Below are 18377 nucleotides of genomic sequence, written 5' to 3' on the forward strand. Positions count from 1 at the left end.
TATTGGGTAATTTCTGTGTTGTTTATAGCAAAAAGAGGCTTTGTCTTCTTAAATTTTCCTTAATATTGCGCTACTATGCAGTATCCAGAAAGTCGCCCCTTCAAGATTGCCGTTGTAGGCCCTGAATCGACAGGGAAATCAACGATGGCCAATTATTTGGCTGCGCAATTAGACAGTTTTGCTGTGCCCGAATATGCGCGCTACTATTGCCAGCATTTGAATCGGGAATACAGCTTACAAGATGAGGTCAATATGTTCTATGGGCAGGTGGCGTTGGAGGAAGCTTTTCTGATCCGCAATCCGCAGGTCTTGGTTTGCGACACCACCATTCTTACGGTTAAAATCTGGTGCGATCATTTATTTCAACATACGCCTGCTGAGGTAACCGATGAAATCCAACGCCGGCCATACGACCTGTATCTGCTGATGGATATCGATCTTCCTTGGGAGGATGATCCACTTCGGGACTTCCCGAACGAGCGGGCGCATTTTATGAACATCTGGAAGCAGGAACTCAATTCCTTACATGCCCGCTATGAGATTATTTCGGGAACCGGCGAACAACGCTTGGAAAACGGCCTGCAAGCGGTACAGAAAATCATGCAAGGCTAGTCCTGTACCAAACGTATAAACATAAAAAAGTCCGGAATTGCTTCCGGACTTTTTCTATTTATTATACGCTTATTGCTAGCTAAGAACTAGTAACGGTACGCTTCCGCTTTGTATGGGCCTTCCACCGTTACGCCGATGTATTCCGCTTGTTCCTGGGTCAACTCATCCAATTCCACACCGATATGCGCTAAGTGCAAACGAGCTACCTTTTCATCCAAATGCTTAGGCAGGGTGTATACTTTTTTCTCATACTGATCAGTATTTGTCCAAAGTTCCAATTGTGCTAAAGTTTGGTTGGTGAAGGAGTTTGACATCACGAAAGATGGGTGTCCAGTCGCACAACCTAAGTTCACCAAACGGCCTTCTGCCAACAAGATGATATCTTTTCCGTCGATGGTATATTTATCCACCTGCGGTTTGATTTCTACCTTGCTTGCGCCGTAGTTATTGTTTAACCAAGATACATCGATTTCATTATCGAAGTGTCCGATATTACACACCACAGTTTTATCTTTCATGGCCAAGAAATGCTCAGGGCGCACGATATCTTTATTTCCTGTAGTTGTCACCACGATGTTCGCTTCTTTCACGGCATCGTTCATTTTCTTCACTTCAAAGCCTTCCATAGCAGCTTGCAAGGCACAGATTGGGTCAATTTCTGTAACAATTACCCGTACCCCTGCAGATCGTAACGATTCTGCCGAACCTTTACCCACATCACCGTAACCAGCAACGACAGCCACTTTACCTGCCAACATCAAATCAGTTGCACGACGGATGGCATCCACTAAAGATTCACGACAGCCGTATTTATTATCGAATTTCGATTTGGTAACCGAGTCATTTACGTTAATAGCCGGTAAGTGCAGGGTTCCGTTTTTCATACGTTCGTACAAACGGTGCACCCCGGTAGTTGTTTCTTCAGAAAGTCCTTTAATGCCGTCAATCAATTCCGGGAACTGATCGAACACCATGTTGGTTAAGTCACCACCATCATCTAAAATCATGTTCAATGGCTGACGATCTTCACCGAAGAATAAGGTTTGTTCGATACACCAGTTGAATTCTTCCTCGTTCATACCTTTCCAAGCATACACTGGAATACCTGCTGCGGCGATTGCGGCAGCGGCATGATCTTGCGTCGAGAAGATGTTACAAGAAGACCAAGATACATCAGCACCAAGCTCCACAAGTGTTTCGATTAATACCGCCGTTTGGATGGTCATGTGTAAACATCCGGCAATACGTGCTCCTTTTAGGGGTTTGGCGGCGCCAAACTCGGTACGCAAGCTCATTAATCCGGGCATCTCCGCTTCAGCAAGTTCTATTTCTTTACGACCCCATTCGGCTAAGGAAATATCCTTTACCTTGTATGGTACGTAGGTAGTTTCTAATGATGACATATATACTCTTTAATTTAGTTTTTCGGTTACAAAATTACTTGATAGCCAAATCAATTCAAAATATTAGGGCTAGTATACGCCATAAATTGACATTTCCTTGAGGATAAGTGCTTGACGGGGGCCGCTATTAAACTTATATTTGCATAAATCATTTAAAGGAAAAGAAAGATGTACCCAGAATATCTAGTAGCGCCAATGCGTCAGGAATTAACCGATGCAGGCTTTCAAGAATTAAAAACTGTAGAAGAAGTAGATTCGGCTATCCCATCTGAAGGAACTGTATTTGTTGTTGTCAACTCGGTATGTGGTTGTGCTGCAGCAAATGCACGTCCTGCGGCAAAATTTGCAGTGAAGAACGAGAAACATCCCGACAAATTGGTTACTGTATTTGCCGGCATGGAAAAAGAGGCGGTTGACAAAGCACGTCAATACATGTTGCCTTACCCTCCATCTTCACCAGCAATGGCCTTATTTAAAGATGGCAAATTAGTCCACATGATAGAAAGACATATGATTGAAGGCCGTCCGGCTCAAATGATTGCAGACAATTTAGTTGCAGCATTTGACGAGTACTGCTAACAATTATTGTATTTTGAATTTTTGAATACCGAAAAAGCTTCTTTTAAATAAAAGAAGCTTTTTCTTCTTGTAGACAATTCTTTGTATTTTTAGCCATCAACCCTACATTATGAGACACCTTATACCCCGCATCGTTGGCATTTGTTGTTTATTATCACTTATTGCCTGTACCACGAATCAACAGATTGACCTTATTGTTTACAATGCAAAGGTTTATACGGTAGATTCCTCTTTTCGTACCGTCGAGGCTGTGGCGATCAATAATGGGGTATTCATCGATTTGGGGAATAGCCAGGACCTACTGCAAAAATACAAAGCCAAAGAATTGTTAGATGCCAAGGGCAAATACATCTATCCCGGTTTTTACGATTCCCATGGCCATTTCTTCCTGTTGGCCGATGCCATGGAAGAGGTCAGCTTATTAGGCACGAGGTCCTATGACGAGCTGTTGGAACGCCTGAAAGATTACGTAGCTAAAAACCCCGATAAAAGCTGGATCATCGGCAATGGTTGGGATCAAAACCTATGGCCCGACAAGGAGTTCCCGACCAAGGACTCCCTGGACAAATACTTTCCGGACATTCCGATTTTCCTCTCCCGTGTCGATTACCATGCCGCTCTGGTCAATTCCCAAGCCTTAAAGCAAGCCTCCATTGATACGGTTTTCCATATTGAGGGCGGGTTGATCTCCTCGGATGAAGAAGGCAAGCTGGATGGAATCCTCCTCGACAATGCTATGAAATTGGTGAGCGACCATATCCCCATGGAAGACACGAAAGTGTTGGCTCGCATGCTTAAACGCACGCAAGACTCCCTGTTTGCTGTCGGCTTAACCAGCATCGTTGATGCCGGCCTAACCGAGCAGCAGATTGAGTCGTTAAAAATCTTGTATAATGCCGACTCCTTACAGATTCGCAACTACGCCATGGTACGTGCTACGCCAAAAAGCGTAAAAAACTACCTTCGTGCCGGCACCTTTGAATCGGAACGATTAACCGTCCGTTCCTTTAAGCTGATGGCCGATGGCGCCTTAGGCTCACGTGGAGCATGTTTATTGCATCCTTACCACGATGCCCCAACCAGTGGTTTTCTCTTGGAGAAACCGGAAGAGTTCGACCAGCTGATCAAGCAGTTGGCGGCGAGTAATTTTCAGGTAAATACCCATGCGATCGGCGACTCCGCGAACCGCATCATTTTAGACAGCTATGGTCGGCATCTGAAAAATCCGCACGATCGTCGCTGGCGGATTGAGCATGCGCAAATTATTGCACCTTCTGATTTTCATAAGTTTGCCCAATATGCCATTATCCCTTCGGTACAACCCACGCATGCCACTTCCGACATGTATTGGGCCAAAGACCGCCTGGGTGCCGAGCGCTTAAAGGGCGCCTATGCCTATAAAGAATTACTGGAGCAGTATGGTCTGTTAGCCTTAGGCAGCGATTTTCCCGTGGAACATTACAATCCGCTGTACGGATTTCACGCCGCGGTGGCCCGTGTCGATAAAACAGGCTTTCCAAAGGGTGGTTTTCAGATGGAGAATGCCATCAGCCGCGAACAAGCCTTACGCGGCATGACCATCTGGGCAGCTTATGCTTGTTTCCAGGAGAAAAAGCGCGGAAGTATAGAAAAGGGAAAAGATGCAGACTTCGTGATCTTGGAGGATGATATCATGATGGCAAAACCGGAAGCACTGCGGGATATTAAAACCATCCGCACCGTCGTGGCTGGCGAAACCGTATTTAAACGATAAATCGAATTTCTACAGCAGCTTTTTTGCTTTCAGTAATACATAGATCAAGCCGCAGGCCAGTAGACTCACTGGCAAGCCAATAAGAAACAGCAAGAAAAAACTATATTTTAAATAATACAGCGACAATACGTCGCGCTCCACCTGCTGCCCTAAATACACATTGCTATATTCACTTTTATAATAGCTATGGTTCAGCGCCATGGCCTGTAAAATTTCCCCGCCTTGGCTTCGAGGCATCGCTTCCAGGTAATTAAAATCACGCACATTGATTTTACTAAAGTGCCCGATGGAACTATTAATATGTTCACGCTCCTTTTGAATCCTTTTCGCCCTATACTCGCTTATGGAAATATAATCGCTATAGCGGAAGCCCAACCAGGCTTTGGCGGCTGTGGCATAGGCGTCTTTTCGCGCAAAGATGGGCACAATAAGCAGGGTGTTCAATTCTATCTTACCGATTTGGCTTCCCGAACCCAATTCGTAATAATGGAAGGGAATCACCCGCATCCGATCGACATACCAATCGTCGGCTTCCAAGAAATCAGTCGTTTGATAGGGCTTTAGTTCATTGATCGATTTTAAGCGCAATACATGCCCGAAATTATAACGTAGACTTTTGGCCAGGGGTTGAAAACAAATCACAGCTAATACAGCCAGCGACACAAAGGTTAGGAATACTTCAGGGGTAAAGAGCTGCAATAAGCGCTGACTAAAGGAGAATCCACGAAACAGGCGCTGGCCAATCACATGCAATAAGAGGTAGCTTAAGCCAATCGGTAACCCCCATAAGGCCCAGGTAGGCCAATTGCTGGCGCCGCTGATCACAAAAAAATAATAGACCAATACCGATGCGGCGAGAATGGCTAGAAGAATTAACCCATATGGAAATAAGATTTTTTGCAGAAATACCTTCATGGGCCGTTCAGTGCTGATCTTCCTAAAAATAAAAAATCCCTGGTGCTAAACCAAGGATCTTTATTCTTTATTGCATATCAAACAGGTGTTTTTCAGCATGGTAGGAAGATCGAACCAGCGGTCCCGATTCCACATACCTAAAGCCCATTTTCAAGCCTATTTCTTTATATTTTTCAAATTGCTCCGGTGTCACCCACTCCACCACAGGATGGTGTGCTTTGGTCGGTTGCAGGTATTGGCCGATGGTTAACACATGCACGCCTACATTGTATAAGTCTTGCATGGTTTCAACCACATCTTCCTCAGTTTCGCCAAAGCCTAGCATAATGCCCGACTTGGTGCGCAAGCCTGCCTCCGAAATACGACGTAAACATTCTAATGAACGGTCATATTTTGCTTGGATACGAACCTCACGGGTTAAACGGCGAACGGTTTCAATATTATGCGATACCACTTCCGGGCGTACAGCAATTAAGCGATCTAAGTTGTCCCATTGTCCTTTAAAATCAGGAATTAGGGTTTCTAAGGTTGTTTGCGGGCTTTCCCGACGGATAGCCTTGATGGTTTCCGCCCAAATAATGGAGCCCCCATCTTTTAAATCATCACGGTCCACCGAAGTAATTACACAGTGTTTCACCTGCATCAGCTTCACAGAATTGGCTACACGATTCGGTTCATCCATGTCCACCGCCATTGGTCGGCCGGTTGCTACGGCACAAAAGGAACAAGAGCGTGTACAGATATTTCCTAGAATCATGAAAGTCGCCGTTCCTGCTCCCCAACATTCTCCCATGTTCGGGCAGTTTCCACTTTCACAGATGGTATGTAATTTATGTTCGTCTACCAAACCCCGCACATGACGGTACTCTTTTCCCACCGGAAGCTTTACACGTAGCCAATCGGGCTTACGCTGAGTCTGGTTTGCTGGTATAACCGGAAGTTCAATCATGCTACAAAGGTAAACATATTTAGGTTATTCCTTTCTATACTTTGTTTGGATATTATCATAAAAAGGCTAGTTCTTTTGCAAATGATTATATCCTCAAGAAAATTAAGATATTTGTAATCTAAATCCTTTCCAACGCCATATGAAGTTTAACTACTACCTCCTATTTGTGTTCTTTAGTTATTTTTCGTTGTGTGCGAACGCCCAAGAGGCCCGCACTGCCCTGATTCCCAGACCAGCAAGCTTGCAAGTGCAGCAGGGTGAATTAGACCTCACGAAAGAACGCACCCCTATCTATCAGATGGAAGAGTTTTCGCAGGTTGCTAGCCTGCTGCTCGAAATCCCCGGCTTCCAAGCAGGCCCCACGGAGACGATTAAGAAAATCAAAAAAAACCAACAACAGGGCATTCGCTTGTATAAGGCGAGCGATGCCGATAAAATAGATCCGAATGGCTACAGCTTGTTGATCGATGAGTCTGGTATCATCTTGAAGGCGCATAAGCCTGAGGGGATGATCAACGGCATCTATTCCCTTGTTCAATTAAGCTATTTAAATGGCCTCAACCAATTGCCATACCTCACGATAGTTGACAAACCTCGATTTGCCTATCGTGGCATGCACCTGGATGTGTCGCGTCATTTTATGCCCTTTCCCTTCTTGAAGAAATATATTGATCTGTTGGCCTTCTATAAATTCAATTATTTTCACTGGCATCTCACCGATGGTGCCGGTTGGCGTTTGGAAATCAACCGCTATCCGGAACTTACCCAGAAAGCAGCCTGGCGCACGCATAGCAGCTGGAAAGACTGGTGGAATAATGGCCGTCAATATGTAGATCAAGGCAGCCCGAACGCTAGCGGTGGCTTCTATACCCAGGCCGAAGCCCGCGAACTGGTGGCCTATGCTGCACAAAAGGGAATTACCATTATTCCGGAGATTGAAATGCCGGGACATTCCGAAGAAGTACTGGCGGTTTATCCGGAGCTCTCCTGTACCGGAAAACCCTATACCCAGGGTGAATTCTGCCTGGGCAACCCAGAAAGCTATACCTTTTTAAAAAATGTATTGGAGGAAGTGCTGGCTATTTTCCCCTCCCCTTATATTCATATCGGCGGCGATGAAGCCGAGAAGAAGCATTGGAAAAATTGCGCCAAGTGCCAGGAGCTGATGAAAAAAGAAGGGTTGAAGTCGGAAGAAGAGCTGCAGAGCTACGCTATTCAGCAAATGGATAAATACTTGCAGTCGAAAGGTCGTAAACTTATCGGATGGGACGAGATTTTACAAGGAGGTCTTTCTGCCGGTGCAACAGTGATGAGCTGGCGTGGAGAACAAGGTGGCATCGATGCTGCGAATGCAGGCCATGATGTTATTATGACGCCGGGCGGCTATCTATATTTTGATGGCTACCAAAGCGATCCCAGAACCCAACCGGAATCTATTGGTGGCTACCTGCCCATTGAAAAGGTATACAGCTACAATCCGGTGCCTGCCGCTATTGCCAATGATAAAAAGAAACATATCCTGGGCGCCCAAGCCAATGTATGGACCGAATATATCCCCACCTATCAACAGGTAGAATACATGGCCTTTCCACGTGCCCTGGCCCTTTCCGAAGTGGTATGGACAGCACAGGAGGCCCGCAGCTGGCCGGATTTTCATACCCGATTACAGGCCCACTACCCTATTTTACAACAATTACAGGTAAACTATTACCGCCCATCCTATACCGTTAGCCATCAGGTGAAGTTTGATTCGGTTAGCATGAAAAATACCGTGGCCTTCCATTCTGAGCAATTCTATCCACAAATCCGATATACGGTAGATGGTAGCGAACCTAGCATCAGCTCCAGCTTATACAGCTTGCCGGTGGAATTATCGAAAAGTGCCGTGCTAAAAGCGGCATCTTTCCTGAACGAAGCGAAGGTGAGCCCGACCGAAGTGGTGGAACTGGATGTGCATAAAGCCATCGGCAAAACGGTAATCTACAAGAATAAATGGGAAGGCTATCCGGCACAGGAAGCGCGAACCCTAACCAACGGCATCAAAGGCGGCCTAACCTATAACGATGGGCAATGGCAAGGATTTATCCGCAATTTCGATGTCATAGTCGACTTCGAACGCCGCGAGGAAATTCAATCCGTAGCCCTCAACTTTATGCAACTGCCCGGCCCAGGGGTTTATTTCCCTGGAGAATATACCGTTTTGATATCAGATAACGGAAAAAACTACCGCGAAATCGGAACCGTGAAGAACCAGGAAAGCCGTACAGACCCGACTTTAAAATTCCACAAATTTGAAGTGAAGCTCCCTAAGCCGGTCATGGCAAGGTATATTCAAATCAAAGCGACAAACCCCATGAAGGGGTATCTGTTCGCAGATGAGATTGTGGTGTATTAGATTATTACAAAGAACTTTTTGATAAATCCTCATAGCCTGCTATGGGGATTTTTTTATGCTGGGCTTTTTTAATGCCTTTTAACAAGCCTTGCTAAGCCCTTTGCAAAGGGGTTTGAAAGGGGAGAGAAAGGGGTTTGAAAGGGGAGAGAAAGGGGAGAGTGTGGAAGGGGGGTGGAGGCGGAGGTAGTTAGTATTGAGTAGTTAGTATTTAGAGCCTGCTGTCATCGTTTTGTCATCGTTTTGTCATCGTGAGCGGAGTCGAACGACTGGTACGTCAATGCAATCAGCAATACCTAAAACACTTAATATTAATATCTTTAACAAAAAAATGATAGCGGAGCTGAACGATTGGAAGCAACAATGTGATTGTATAAATTGATTGCACTGGCGTACCAATCGTTCGTGGTTCGACTCCGCTCACCATGACAGGACGATGACAACATCATGACAAGGCGATGACAGCACGATGACAGCACGATGACAATACGATGAAAGCAATTGCCAACAGCATCTTATCACCCCCCCTCCTTCCAAAATCATTGTTCTTTTTTATCAACAATTATTCCTCCATTATTAAAATAAAAATGTAACTTTGCACTCCGACAAAGCAGTCGGAATTCCTTCTCATAGACAGGCTCTTTCGCGTCTGATTTGTCATCAAAGTTTTTGTATTTAACAATTGAAATAAATAATAATGCCTAGAAACACCTCCATTAATTCGGTATTAATCATTGGATCGGGACCTATTGTCATCGGTCAGGCCTGTGAATTTGATTACTCAGGATCTCAAGCAGCCTTATCTTTAAAAGAAGAGGGTATTTCAGTTTCCATCATCAACTCGAACCCGGCAACCATTATGACGGATAACGTCGTTGCCGATCATGTCTATTTATTACCCTTAACGTGCGAAAGTATCGAGCAGATTCTTCAAGAGCGTGATATTGATGCGGTATTGCCTACCATGGGTGGTCAAACGGCGTTAAACTTATGTATTGAAGCGTCTAACCGCGGTATTTGGGACAAGTACAATGTTAAGGTAATCGGCGTGGATGTTGCGGCGATCGAAAAGACTGAAAACCGGGAGGAATTCCGCCAACTGATGGTTGACATCGGCGTTGGTGTGGCAAAATCAAAAATCGCAAACTCCTTCTTAGAAGGGAAAGAAGCGGCGCAGATTATTGGATACCCTTTAGTTATTCGTCCTTCCTACACCTTAGCAGGAACCGGAGGTGGTTTCGTGCACAAGAAAGAGGATTTTGACGCAGCCTTAAACCGTGGATTACACGCCTCTCCTACCCACGAGGTATTGGTAGAGCAAGCGGTATTAGGCTGGAAAGAATTTGAGTTGGAATTACTACGTGATACCAACGATAATGTGATTATTATCTGTACGATTGAGAACTTTGACCCGATGGGTATCCATACTGGTGACTCGATTACCGTTGCACCAGGAATGACCTTATCAGACAAGTGTTACCAAGACATGCGTAATCAAGCGATCAAGATGATGCGTTCGATCGGTAATTTTGCGGGTGGCTGTAACGTGCAGTTCTCTGTGAATCCGGAGAACGAAGATATTATCGCTATCGAGATTAACCCACGTGTTTCGCGCTCATCGGCCTTAGCTTCCAAAGCAACAGGTTATCCGATTGCGAAAATCGCTGCTAAACTAGCGATTGGCTACAACTTGGATGAGTTACAAAACCAAATTACAAAAACAACATCGGCTTACTTTGAGCCTACCTTAGACTATGTTATTGTTAAGGTTCCACGCTTTAACTTCGACAAGTTTAAAGGTGCCAATAAAGAATTAGGCTTACAGATGAAAGCTGTAGGTGAAGTAATGGCCATCGGCCGTACCTTTATCGAGGCTTTACAAAAAGCAGCACAGTCTTTAGAAACAGGTCGTGCAGGCTTAGGTGCTGACGGACGTCAATCCAGAAACCTGGAAGAGATTATGTACAGCTTGGAGCATCCTAGTGCCGATCGTTTATTCCATATTAAAGATGCCTTTGAATTGGGCGTACCATTGGAATCCATCCGTAAGGCTACCCTAATCGACAAATGGTTCTTAGTACAGATTCAAGAATTAGTACAATTGGAAGGGGAATTACGCCGCTACCAATTAAATAATATACCACGTGATTTCTTCATGACCCTTAAACAAAAAGGATACTCTGACTATCAGATTGCCTGGTTATTAGGAAATACTACCGAGGATGATGTTTATGCACGTCGTAAAGAATTAGGTATCCACCGCGTTTATAAAATGGTAGATACATGTGCAGCAGAATTCCCGGCGCATACGCCATACTACTACTCTACTTTCGAAGACGAAAATGAGTCGGTAGTGAGCGATCGCAAGAAAATCATCGTATTAGGCTCTGGCCCGAACCGTATCGGTCAAGGTATTGAGTTTGATTACTCTTGTGTGCACGGCTTATTAGCAGCGAAAGAATGTGGTTACGAAGCTATCATGGTGAACTGTAACCCAGAGACGGTGTCTACAGACTTTAACATGGCCGACAAGCTTTACTTCGAGCCTGTATTCTGGGAGCATGTACGTGAGATTATCGAGTTAGAGAAACCAGAAGGTGTTATCGTTCAGTTAGGTGGTCAAACGGCCTTAAAAATGGCTGAGCGCTTAGAAGCCTTAGGTGTGAAAATTATCGGTACATCGTTTAGCGACATGGACCTTGCGGAAGATCGTGGAAGCTTCTCTGACTTATTGAAAGAATTAGGTATCCCTTACCCGAAATACGGTGTGGCAACTTCTGCTGAGGAAGCGATTAAAGTGGCGAACGAAGTAGGTTACCCAGTATTGGTTCGTCCTTCCTATGTGTTGGGTGGACAAGGCATGAGCATCGTTATTAACGATGAAGACTTAGAAAAAGCTGTAGTTAACTTACTGAAGAATCTTCCGGGCAACCAGATCTTAATTGACCACTTCTTGGATCGTGCTGAAGAAGCGGAGTCTGACTCCATCTGCGACGGTGAAGATGTGCATATCATCGGTATGATGGAACATATTGAGCCTGCCGGTATTCACTCGGGTGACTCTTCTGCCGTACTTCCTCCATTCAGCTTATCGGAAACTGTGCAACAGAAAATGGAAGAATATTCGATTAAATTGGCAAAAGCACTTAATGTAATCGGATTATTAAATATTCAGTTTGCGATTAAAGATGAGAACGTTTATGTGATCGAGGCCAACCCTCGTGCATCCCGTACGGTTCCATTTATCGCTAAAGCATACGACGTTCCTTATATCAATATTGCAACGAAAGTAATGCTAGGTGAGAATAAGTTGAAAGACTTCAGCATCGAGCGTAAATTACAAGGCTATGCTATCAAAGAACCTGTGTTCTCCTTCTCGAAATTCCCGGAAGTAGATAAACAGTTAGGCCCTGAGATGAAGTCTACAGGTGAGGCCATTCGCTTTATCAAAGATTTGAATGATCCGCACTTTAGAGAACTTTACAAACAGAAGTCGATGTTCTTGAATGCGCAGTAGGGGTTAGATGTGAGATATGAGATGTGAGATGTGAGATGTGAGAACTGTCATCCACTTTGTCATCCACTTTGTCATCCACTTTGTCATCCTGAGCGGAGTCGAAGGACGAACCACGAACCATTGGTACGTCAGTGCAATCCACCATATCTAACAACAGTTTAAAACAAGATAACTAGTAAATAAAATAAAGAGGGCCGGAAATTTCCGGTCCTCTTTATTTTATTTACTAGTTGTTTTTTTGCTGTAAACAATTATTAATAAAGTTATTAGATGTGATTGATTGTATTGACGTACCAGTCGTTCGACTACGCTCACGATGACAGCCACGTCAAACGAAGCGTCCTTAACCGCAAATCTTCTACCCCCTGCCTTCCTACTTACTCTTCACACAGCGGAAACCCACGTTATTTGTTGGAGAGTTCACCTCTCCTTTTCCGCGGCTGCCGGCTTTGTAGCGTTCGCAGTATTGGTCGTTGCAGAGGAAGGATCCGCCGCGTTGTACGCGTTTGATGGCGCCGGGTTCTTGCGGGTCATAGGAATCCTTTGGCCCTTGTGGGTTATTTTTAGGGCTTTGCTGGTAATAATCGGGTCGGTAGAAGTCGGAACACCATTCCCATACATTGCCTTCCATATCGTAAAGGCCATAGGCATTTGCGGGGAAGGACTTCACGGGGGCGGTGGTTTCAAAACCATCGGCTTTTGTATTGCTTGTTGGGAAGGTCCCTTGAAAGATATTAGCCATCCACTTGCCATCCTTTAGTTTCTCAGTTCCCCAGTAATAGGTTTCCTCGGTATGTGTTCCAGCTTTAGCAGCAAATTCCCATTCGGCTTCGGTAGGCAATCTTTTTCCGGCCCATTTGGCATAGGCTTCGGCATCTTCATAGGCCAATTGGGTGACCGGATGATCCATTTTATCGGCAATGCTGCTGGCAGGGCCTTGCGGATGCCGCCAGTTGGCTCCTGCAACATAATCCCACCATTGCAGGTGGTTTTGCATACCCTGTATTGCTGTTGGTGCGGTAAACACGGCCGAGCCAGGCACCAATACGGCAGGATCTACACCGGGAAAATCTTTGGGATCTAGTGGTCTTTCTGCAACCGTTACGTAGCCTGTTGCTTCCACAAAGGCAGCATATTGGGCATTGGTAACCTCATGTTCATCGATGTAAAAAGGGGCAACTTCGACCTCGTGGATGGGTTGCGCATCGGGAAAGTCTTTAGCACCCATGCGGAATGTTCCGCCAGGCACAAGAACCATCTTTACCGCATCACTGCCCTTGCTTTTTAAACCAGCCTGTTTCACCTTAGCAAAGCGCGAGGGAATTGCTTCTGTATGGCATACCATGGCAGAATCGGGGCTATGTTGTTTATGCTCTTGTGCTGTTGCCGGTACGCTGAGCAGGAGTCCAAGGCTAAGGCTAAGAAAGTAAGATCGTTTCATTGGTTCTTGTTTACGTGGTCAATATACAAAAATTATTGCAGGGGCTATTGTCACAAAAAAGAGCTATTCAGTTGAATAGCTCTTTAAAAAGTATAGGTAAGATTTTAATTATTGAACATTCAACTGAACATCTTTCTTTGTATCGACTTTCGGGCGGATTTTCGTGTTACCACCACCGTTCAACGTTAAATCGTGTGGTTTATTGGTTTTCCAATTTCCACGGGTGAAGTCAGGAATATCTACCGTTCTGCTGTTTTTCGCCACAGATTGTACGCTTAACGGTACTACTGCAGACCAAGAAGCTCCATCGTATACTGTTTGATCCAATGGCAAGCCATTGCGTAGACAGTCGATTAAACGCCAGTCCATAATGAAGTCCATACCACCGTGACCACCTACTTGCTTAGCTTGCTGGCCGATGAATTTGATCAATTCCGGTGCGTATTTATCGAATAACTTTTGTAATTCAGCATCTTTCACGGCCTCGTGTCCAAAAGCAATGGTTTCTTTCGGATACTTCTGCGCATAGGCTTTGGTACCACTCAATAAGTGAATACGTGAGTATGGACGCGGCGAAGTGACATCGTGCTGAATCATCATGGTTTTCCCTTTTTCGGTTTTGATTAAGGTAATGTCCATATTTCCTCTAAAGCGTTTTCCCACAAATTCATTGTAGAAAGCATCTGTAGACGCTAGTTGTCTGGCATGGTCGCCCATCATAAAGTCATTGGATTGCATGGCTACCAAGTGATTCATTTTATCACCACAGTTGATGTTCATACAATGCGCAATTGGCCCTAAACCGTGGGTTGGGTATAAGTTACCATTCATTTTGATGTTTTCGCGCAGGCGCCACATTCTATCGTATCCTGTTTTGGAGAAGTTTAAGTCTAACAAATCGTGGATATAAGCACCTTCAGCGTGAATAAGCTCGCCAAATAAACCTTGGCGCACCATGTTTAAGGTAATCATCTCGAAATCGCCGTAGTTACAGTTTTCCAACATCATGCAGTGCTTTTTGGTTGCTTCTGATGTTTTCACCACTTCCCAGATTTCCGATACGGTAAGTCCCATCGGAACTTCTGTAGCTGCATGCGCCCCCGACTTCATGGCCTCGATGGCCATTGGTGCGTGGTATTCCCAAGGTGTACAGATATAGACTAAATCGAGTTCTTCATTTTTCAGCATGGTTTTCCAGCCATCTTCGCCAGAATAGGCTGTTGCTTCCTTCAAGCCTTTGCGGGTTAAAATGGATTGCGCCTTTGTTACGCGTTCCGGATGGCGATCACATAGGGCCACAATGTCGGCACCTTCGATATAGGAAATGCGATCTACGGCACCCGGACCACGTTGTCCTAAGCCGATGATAGCGACTTTCACTTTATCAATTTTTGGGGCGGCAAAACCGGCCATATTAAAATTTGGAGAAGCAAACACTTCATTTTGCAAGGCTGGCAAGGTTATAGCCGCACTTGACAATAGGCCTGCTTTCTTCAGAAAATCTCTACGTGAATTATTCATGGTATATAATTATTATTCTAGCTAATATACTAATTTACGGGTTTACAAAGTTAAGGGGGATATCACATCCCCCTTTAAATCACCTATTTTAAAACAAACTAAACAGTCAAAATCGAAATGTTATCAAATTAATGAACGTTATAATTTGGTTATGGGGCTTTCAAATCGCTCCATATACAATAATAAAACGAATTTTGAAAAAACAGAAATGATTTGGGCATGCAAACGTTTGTCCAATTTACACAACCGATTGCTTTTCTGTCATATTCTTGTTATAAAGCCAGTTAGGTGGAATATTTAAGGATTTTGATGGGAATAAAGAGGCTTTAGGCGGGGCATTTTCCAAGGCTTACGCCTGTTCTCGGGGCTTTTTTTTGTAGCTTTGTTAGACAAGATAAAACGATATGAAAGTAGCATTACAACGTAAAAACCAGGCTGTTCATTTTGAAGCTTCGGCGGCTTCTTCTACAGTTAAAGTAAATATTGACGGTCCGGAATCTATTGGTGGCGAAGGAAAAGGCGTACGTCCCATGGAGTTGGTATTGGTGGCCTTAGGCTCCTGCAGCGCCTTTGACTTGACGACTATTTTGCAGAAGCAACGTCAGGAGATTGAGGACATGCAAGTGGAGGTGGAAGGTGAGCGCCGGGATGAAGTGCCTAACATCTTTACCAAGATCCATATTTCCTTCAAGCTGAAAGGTCCGATCGATGAGGTTAAAGCGCATAAAGCAGCTGAGCTAGCGGTAAAGAAATACTGCTCGGTACATGATATGTTGGTAGCCGGTGGGGTAGAAATTACCTACAGCATTCAGATCAACTAATTATTTCAGCACTAATTTAGAAGGGAAAATGACTTCTTGCGCTTGCTCGACAGCTTCCTTTTTATCGATACAGTCGAATAATATCTCGGCGGCACGCTGCGCTTGCTGATCGGGATATTGTTCGATACTTCCCATAGGCGGATTATCCATGTACTTCCATAGTGGATAATTGGCATAACTGATAAAATACATATCCTGATTCATGACAATCCCTCTTTGTTTCGCATAGCGAATCAAATCTAGGGTGACAAAATCATTAAAGGAGACCACTGCCGAAGGGCGATCTGCCAAGGCACATAGGCTTTCCATGGCGTCTTCATTGCCCTGTTCGGTTAGATCGGTGTGCACGATGTAGTTGGTATCGACAGCAAGTCCACGTTGCTTTAAAGCCTTGATAAAGTACTCAGAGCGTTGTTTTGAAGCTAATAGAGATTCTGGCCCATTGATCAGGGCGATTTTATGATGCCCCCGATCGATGAATGCGTCAATAGCCTCCATCATTCCCGTGGAAAGGTCGCTATAGACTTTATGTACATTGGGCAAATCGGGCACACAATCAAAGAATACAATAGGAATTTCTGTTTTCGCCAGGATATCTAAATAGTCCATATTGGCGGTGTTCTTGCCCAAGGACATTAGGATGCCATCGACCCGATGTTTTTTAAAGGATTGCACAATGTTCAATTCCCGTTGTTCATTGTCTAAGGACTGCCCAAGCAATACGGTGTATTTCTTCTCTTCGGCTACCGTTTCGATGGTTGAAATGGCATCGGAGAAAAAAGGTTCAGAAAGTTTCGGTAAAATGACCCCGATGGTAAATGTCTTACGTTGTTTAAAGAAGATGGCGGTTTGATTGGGCTCATAGGCCATTTCTTCTGCTATTTTACGGACTCTATCTTTGGTGACATCGCCAATGCTGGGATGGTCATTTAAGGCCCGTGAAACGGTAGAAGGGGAAATCTTTAGCTTTCGTGCGATTTCTTTTATCGTGGTCGGTTTATTTCCTGACATGCAGTAAAGTTAAGAATTTAATAATGAAGTTTTAATTCTTTATTAAATCCCTTTCCTTCGGCTGATTTATCCGCTGCAATTTCTGGATGCTTGAGCTAGAAGTCCGCGTAGAGGCCTTTCCAGCCACACTAACCTTAATTAAAGCGCCCGTTTTAATATAGTTCAGTGCCGATGCGATCATATTCTCTTTAGGATCTTTAAAATCCAGGGTAATATTATCGGTTACATTTTTCAAATCGCCCGGAATACCATCCCAATAGTCCGTAAAGCCATCTTTATTGATAATCTTGAAGGAGGCCGTCCATAAGCCTACTTTCCCCATGATATCTTGGCGGAAGAAGCCTACAGGTTTACCAAAGGTAGCATCTTTTTCAGCAATTAATTTGACGTCCATATAAGGTTTTAGGGCAGAAATGACGATCTCACTGGCCGATGCTGTTTCATTTGAGACTAGAAATACGACTTTTTGGATATTGGTTGAATTTTCACGCTGGAAGAGTACATCCGAAAACTCCGGATTCAAGCGACCATTCGGCAGGTATTTCAAATTCTTATTGACATCGTATTTAAACATCACTTGGCCATTCCCGCTACTGTTGATTATTTTGTTCGCGAAGTGTACAGCGGTGCTCACATAGCCGCCCACATTATAGCGTAAATCGACAATGATATCGCCGATATTTTTAGCGCCGAAGTTATCGAAAACCCGTTGCAGGTCTTTATACATTTGGGTTTGTCGCCCGCCATCGTCATACATTTCTTCAAAAGATGACATCGCGATATAGCCTACATTTTTGTTGTTGATGGAATATACGGTATCAGCGATGACAGGATTGATATTGTAAGTGGTATATGCCATCTTAAAACTAATCTCCTTTCCTGCGCGCAACACTTTCATGTCCAGGTTATTCCCATCGATAGCATTCTGAATAAAGTTGACATTTCCTTGGCTCATGTCAGTGTTTTTATTCATTTCTATAATACGGTCGCCCCGTTTGACGCCTTGCTCTGCCGCAGGTGATCCTCCCTCCACAAAATAGACATACAACTGCGTTGTTGCGCCTGCCCTCACAAATTCAAGGTACATGCCATACCCATCGGCGAGGTCTGCTTTAGCGCGGCCGGAACCACTGCTGATATCTTCCAATCTGGAAAAACGATCGAATGGGCCGTTATAGCCGGCATGAAAAGGGGTTTGCTTCTTTAAAGCGGCCAATACATCTTCCGGACTGGAATATTGATCGGTAAATGTTGAAATAGGGTTATATACTTTTATAGCATCAGTCCAATAGGAATCTTTTTGGTAATAGAAATAGACACTATCGCGTATTTTTTGCGCTTCAGTACGGTTACTTACCGGTGGTTCCGGCTTTGGCGGAGGTGCAAGTTTATTTACATCTTTCTCACAGCTTACAAACCATAGTAAGGCAATAAGGGGCAGTAATCTTCTCATGGATGTTTTC

13 protein-coding genes are annotated in these 18377 nt (G+C 44.4%); 6 read left to right on the forward strand and 7 right to left on the reverse strand.

Annotated elements, in window-relative coordinates; genetic code table 11:
* Nucleotides 1-75 precede the first annotated feature (75 nt).
* On the forward strand, nucleotides 76-612 hold the full coding sequence (locus tag GQF63_RS10400) for an AAA family ATPase (protein ID WP_160369156.1): 537 nt from the start codon (nucleotides 76-78) through the stop codon (nucleotides 610-612).
* An 86-nt stretch (nucleotides 613-698) separates the two neighbouring features.
* Here GQF63_RS10400 and ahcY read toward each other — a convergent pair whose 3' ends face one another.
* Nucleotides 699-2015, reverse strand: coding sequence for an adenosylhomocysteinase (gene ahcY / locus GQF63_RS10405; protein ID WP_160369157.1), 1317 nt, complete (start codon nucleotides 2013-2015; stop codon nucleotides 699-701).
* 168 nt (nucleotides 2016-2183) lie between these two features.
* On the opposite strand from ahcY, the gene GQF63_RS10410 reads away from it, so the two are divergent.
* Nucleotides 2184-2594: a BrxA/BrxB family bacilliredoxin gene (locus tag GQF63_RS10410; protein ID WP_160369158.1), complete on the forward strand. Its 411-nt coding sequence runs from the start codon at nucleotides 2184-2186 to the stop codon at nucleotides 2592-2594.
* A gap of 109 nt (nucleotides 2595-2703) precedes the next feature.
* A complete protein-coding gene (locus GQF63_RS10415; RefSeq protein ID WP_160369159.1) occupies nucleotides 2704-4347 on the forward strand; it encodes an amidohydrolase in 1644 nt (547 codons plus the stop codon).
* A 9-nt stretch (nucleotides 4348-4356) separates the two neighbouring features.
* Here the strand turns inward: GQF63_RS10415 and GQF63_RS10420 are convergent, their stop codons facing one another.
* Together GQF63_RS10420 and lipA are read right to left on the reverse strand one after the other, a co-directional pair.
* Nucleotides 4357-5262: a hypothetical protein gene (locus GQF63_RS10420; protein ID WP_160369160.1), complete on the reverse strand. Its 906-nt coding sequence runs from the start codon at nucleotides 5260-5262 to the stop codon at nucleotides 4357-4359.
* A gap of 67 nt (nucleotides 5263-5329) precedes the next feature.
* A complete protein-coding gene (gene lipA, locus GQF63_RS10425) occupies nucleotides 5330-6211 on the reverse strand; it encodes a lipoyl synthase (protein WP_160369161.1) in 882 nt (293 codons plus the stop codon).
* Between the two features lie 139 nt (nucleotides 6212-6350).
* Between lipA and GQF63_RS10430 the strand changes: the two genes are divergently transcribed.
* Together GQF63_RS10430 and carB are read left to right on the forward strand one after the other, a co-directional pair.
* A complete protein-coding gene (locus GQF63_RS10430) occupies nucleotides 6351-8606 on the forward strand; it encodes a glycoside hydrolase family 20 protein (RefSeq protein WP_160369162.1) in 2256 nt (751 codons plus the stop codon).
* 694 nt (nucleotides 8607-9300) lie between these two features.
* A complete protein-coding gene (gene carB, locus GQF63_RS10435; RefSeq protein ID WP_160369163.1) occupies nucleotides 9301-12120 on the forward strand; it encodes a carbamoyl-phosphate synthase large subunit in 2820 nt (939 codons plus the stop codon).
* Nucleotides 12121-12493: 373 nt separating this feature from the next.
* Here carB and GQF63_RS10440 read toward each other — a convergent pair whose 3' ends face one another.
* On the reverse strand, nucleotides 12494-13561 hold the full coding sequence (locus GQF63_RS10440; RefSeq protein ID WP_160369164.1) for a formylglycine-generating enzyme family protein: 1068 nt from the start codon (nucleotides 13559-13561) through the stop codon (nucleotides 12494-12496).
* A 108-nt stretch (nucleotides 13562-13669) separates the two neighbouring features.
* Nucleotides 13670-15082, reverse strand: a complete 1413-nt coding sequence (locus GQF63_RS10445) for a Gfo/Idh/MocA family protein (RefSeq protein ID WP_160369165.1) — start codon at nucleotides 15080-15082, stop codon at nucleotides 13670-13672.
* A gap of 404 nt (nucleotides 15083-15486) precedes the next feature.
* On the opposite strand from GQF63_RS10445, the gene GQF63_RS10450 reads away from it, so the two are divergent.
* Complete coding sequence (locus tag GQF63_RS10450; RefSeq protein WP_160369166.1) at nucleotides 15487-15903, forward strand: OsmC family protein; 417 nt, start codon at nucleotides 15487-15489, stop codon at nucleotides 15901-15903.
* Here GQF63_RS10450 and GQF63_RS10455 read toward each other — a convergent pair whose 3' ends face one another.
* Nucleotides 15904-16914 (reverse strand): LacI family DNA-binding transcriptional regulator, encoded by a 1011-nt coding sequence (locus tag GQF63_RS10455; protein ID WP_160369167.1) that lies wholly within the window; start codon nucleotides 16912-16914, stop codon nucleotides 15904-15906.
* A 31-nt stretch (nucleotides 16915-16945) separates the two neighbouring features.
* A complete protein-coding gene (locus GQF63_RS10460; RefSeq protein ID WP_160369168.1) occupies nucleotides 16946-18367 on the reverse strand; it encodes a S41 family peptidase in 1422 nt (473 codons plus the stop codon).
* Nucleotides 18368-18377: the final 10 nt, after the last annotated feature.

Origin of the sequence: Sphingobacterium humi, assembly GCF_009768885.1 — a bacterium.
Classification (GTDB): domain Bacteria; phylum Bacteroidota; class Bacteroidia; order Sphingobacteriales; family Sphingobacteriaceae; genus Sphingobacterium; species Sphingobacterium humi.